The 3,837-nt window shown below is 38.5% G+C and carries 3 protein-coding genes; all 3 read right to left on the reverse strand.

What is annotated here, in order from left to right:
* Nucleotides 1-103: 103 nt before the first annotated feature.
* Entirely contained in the window at nt 104-946 is an 843-nt protein-coding gene (locus IEW74_RS17060; protein ID WP_188667364.1) for a relaxase/mobilization nuclease domain-containing protein, read from the reverse strand.
* Complete coding sequence (locus IEW74_RS17065; RefSeq protein WP_188667366.1) at nt 936-1,325, reverse strand: MobC domain-containing protein; 390 nt, start codon at nt 1,323-1,325, stop codon at nt 936-938. Before IEW74_RS17065 ends, IEW74_RS17060 begins: the two co-directional genes overlap by 11 nt.
* A 217-nt stretch (nt 1,326-1,542) precedes the next feature.
* A complete protein-coding gene (locus IEW74_RS17070) occupies nt 1,543-3,327 on the reverse strand; it encodes a hypothetical protein (RefSeq protein WP_188667368.1) in 1,785 nt (594 codons plus the stop codon).
* Nucleotides 3,328-3,837 lie beyond the last annotated feature (510 nt).

Raw genomic sequence — 3,837 nt, forward strand, 5'->3', positions numbered from 1 at the left:
GTCAGGTCGTAAGGGAATTGGGGCACTCATAGAAAACTCCTGTTCGTTTCCTATGTTGAATCATATTTTAAAGCTTTTGGGAATCCCCCAAGAGTCAAGACAGCTACATTTTGGTATTAATATCTTTATATCGCTCAAGATTGCCTTGAACGTCTTCAACGCTTGGTAAGTTCAAGAGCGATAGGTCTTTTAATTTTTGGTCAACATCACACTTCTTGACCTTAAGGCGGCGTGCGATGCTATGGCAGTTGCCGCCTCCATCGATTAAAATAAACCCGCGCTTTCCTCTGGCTAACGTGAGGTTATGATCTGCTAGCTTTACTTTAAAAGTTTTCCCACCCTTTGAACTTTTCCAAGCCTCTGAAATACTGGCGATGATTTGCTTAACGTCTTGACCTGTTCGGTCTGAGGCTTGAACATCCTGATAGGTATAGGCACTACGGGGCCTTGGACTGTCTTTCTTACGTGTAAACACACCCTCAACCTTTGAGAGATTAAGCATCTTTTCGATTTTTCGTGCTGCCTTTTCATGTTTGACATAATTCCAAGATGTAGGGGCCGCTTTTAATGTCGCGGGATTGATCAGGCCCCAAACAATATGGGCGTGTTTTCTCCCCTGCTTTGTATGAAAAACAATGGCCCTTTGATGGTGTTGGAAACCTAGTTCCTTTTCCAATACCTTTACGGCTGTTAACCAGTCGGACTCACTTAAGGTTTCCGCCTCATTTTTGGGTGCGCTAATGCTTGCATGATAAACTGACTTTCTTGACCTGCTCCCTAGGGAAAGCAAGCGCATTTCTTTTAGGTTTTCCGTAAGGCTTTCATTTAGGCAATGGCGAAAACCATAAACCTCAACTTTCTCATTTGTGGATGCGTTTAATAAATGGGCGCAAAGTTCTTCAATGTCAGCCCATGAACTGCCGCGAGTGCTTCCGTTAATTATCATGCCCTTTCTCCTCTGGATGAAGGGCTTCTTTAATTATGTTGCCAGCATTTTGAACTTGGTTTTGCAGCTCATTCAAGGCCTGAATGTGTGGTAACTTCTTATGTAAATGGGCATGCTTTGCAAGTTGGTTTAGGTTGCTGCCGATTTTACCAAGTTGACCGAGAGACTTTGATAATAACTGGGTATCAAGTACAGGGAGCCTTTTGGGCTGCAATCTCGGTTTGACGGTGTCAGGGATGCGGGCTTTTGCATATTTCAAGCATAGCGCACGCGCTGCATCTGGCATAGTGCGCTGTGGCGCTGCCTTCTTCAGCGAAAGCCTGAGTCTTTCATGTTCTTCAGGATTAAGCCTGAAAGAGAGTATCTTTGTACGTTTCATTGTGTCCTCCTGCGGGCCAAAAAAGTTGACAGGCAGACACAAAAAATCCCGCAATTTGCGGGATGGCTAAACGGTAGTAACTTTGTGTGTTCCTTATACTCATATGACCTCATTCTCTATTAACGGGATTAAACGGGCAAAGCCCTTTACAAGTTAGTTGTGTAAACAACATGGCTTGCTTTACTTTAATCTACTTTACTTAAAAATAGAAATAAAATCAATAAAAAACAGTCTTATCTTTAATATTTAAAATATCAAAGATATTATCTTCACTTAGAACAGCACCATTATTTATATATTCATCTATTTTTCGGCTTTGATTATTATAATCAGAAATAATCAATGAAAAAATATCTTTAATTTCACCAACTTTTGGATAATTGGTTCGATAAATATCAAAGTTCGTGTGAATCCTATCATAGTATTCGTGCAAATTAGTAAGTATAACTCCCGTATTAAAAGGCGATTCACCTGCATGGGTTATAGAATTACGAGCTCTATATATGCGCGTGATTTGCCATTGAAGCCTCTGCTTCTCTTGAGCTCTTTTTTTTCTTATTGTTTTTAAGCTTTTGTATTTATCTTTTATCCTCTCAAGTCTAAACTTACTATAGGGATTGTCACTGAGCATTTGTAAAATAAGGTCGTATTTTTCTTTTTGAGAATCAAGAAGAACACATTTTATAAATCTTTCTAGAAGTCCCTCTCCTCTTTCTTCTTGGTGAAGAATATCTAAAAAAGCTTCTCTATAATTATGCTTTGTTTTTCCGAAAAAAGTGAGAAACTCTTTTCTGGCATGACCCATCTCTATTGCGGGAATCATAAACTTGAAATAGTACTCAAGAGTTCTCATCTCACCCTTAAGCGGAAGTAGCGTTTCTAACGCTGACCACAAAGTAACAATTTGCGTTTCAGGTTTTGGAGATTGTAATGCGTTGGCATGCCCTGAAAGAGTTGCACTAATTTTTGCATACGAGGATGCAGAACGCCGTTTCGGTGAAAATAAATCAGCCAATTTCATGTCGAAAAGCTTATGGATAGTTTCCCTTGGCACATCATATGTTTGCGTCATTAATGGCTTTGTACCTCTAATTACTTTTCCTCTCTTTTCATCCTCTCTACATATATAAGCTGACTTACTCCAACTTAAGTTAGAACTATGGTCATAAAAATTAATTGCAGAGGTTATATAAGATAAAAAGTCGTCAAGATTCTCTTTTGCAGAATAGTAGTCAAGACCAGGCACGGGTAATTTCAGAATATTATAATAATCTTCTTTAATTAATTTTAGTTCCTCTTTTGTACACCCGATTACCTTATTGTTCGGTGAAACAGTTTCAAGTTTAAGGTTTTTATTTCCTTCTATATACTTTGCTGGAGCGATTGGAATACCGCAATAGCAAAAATAAGTAAAATGCTGACCTGAAAACGCCGCGAGAAAATCATCAAAATCAAACCCTCCAGTTGCGCAGGTGGTTTTATTGATTTTAACCAATTCAGTCTTGATAAATCTAGCACTATACCCGCTACCAATTAACTCACAAATTAGGTTTTTTGTTACATTATATAACTCGCGCTTACTCTTGCCATCCTCAACTAAATGACGCACTGACCGAAACAATTCATCCTTGTAAGTGTTCGATAATATACCGTCAAGCTGGAGAAGTGTAGAGCGAAGCCTGCTGTGATTTTCAACATCACTGAGGCCCTCGAGAATATATTTGTAATTGGTATCTAAACAAACTTGAGCAACATTATCATTTCTCAAGGCATTGATTAACTCATCCAAAACATAGCTTAAATAAAAAGATTTTGTTTCATTTTTCTCTATAGAAAGAAACAGCTTGATTGCCTCAAGTGTTTTGCCTTTAACATTGGAGTGAGGTGCTTTATCGCTTTCTCTCGAGCGAGTATCTAATAGCTCCATTGAGTGATGGTAAAAGAAAAGCAAGCCATTTAAAGATTGGTTTTTCAAAGGCCATTGCGCAGGAGGTTTTTTCATAAGACACTCAACTTTTGATAACAATACACCGCAAAATAAACACCTTTAAGATACAGGTCAATGCTTTATTAATTAAGAATTATTTTGCTAAGGATTTAAGGTGTCTTTTGGTATCCGTTTTGTCGTAGTACCGCTGAATCATCTGTAAGCTCGTCATTGTATTTGCAGCAATCACCGTTACAGGCAACCTTTCCAACATAAGAGTTATGTAAAAGTGACGGATGCTATATAAGGTTCGCTTCTGTCCTTCATCATTATACGTGAGTTTTAATTCCTCTAAGGCATCGTTAAAAAGCTTACTGAGGTAATTAGTGTCCGACGTTAATAAAAATGTATTTTGCGGACTGTCATTCGCCTTATGAAACCAAAGTAACTCCTCAATTATCTTATAAGAGAGATGGTCCCCAAAAACAGGACAGGGTGTTAAGGTGGGATAGCCGTTTTTGAAAAGGACTATCCGATGGCAAAACGCCGTAACCATTCAGCCGACTTCAAAGCCAAAGTAGCTTT

The sequence above is a fragment of the Terasakiella brassicae genome (genome assembly GCF_014641495.1).
Classification (GTDB): Bacteria; Pseudomonadota; Alphaproteobacteria; order Rhodospirillales; family Terasakiellaceae; genus Terasakiella; species Terasakiella brassicae.

Excerpts from the sequence above, each read along its gene's own strand:
- IEW74_RS17060 (WP_188667364.1), bottom strand. The coding sequence starts at position 946 with ATGATAATTAACGGAAGCACTCGCGGCAGTTCATGGGCTGACATTGAA.
- IEW74_RS17065 (WP_188667366.1), bottom strand. The coding sequence starts at position 1,325 with ATGAAACGTACAAAGATACTCTCTTTCAGGCTTAATCCTGAAGAACAT.
- IEW74_RS17070 (WP_188667368.1), bottom strand. The coding sequence starts at position 3,327 with ATGAAAAAACCTCCTGCGCAATGGCCTTTGAAAAACCAATCTTTAAAT.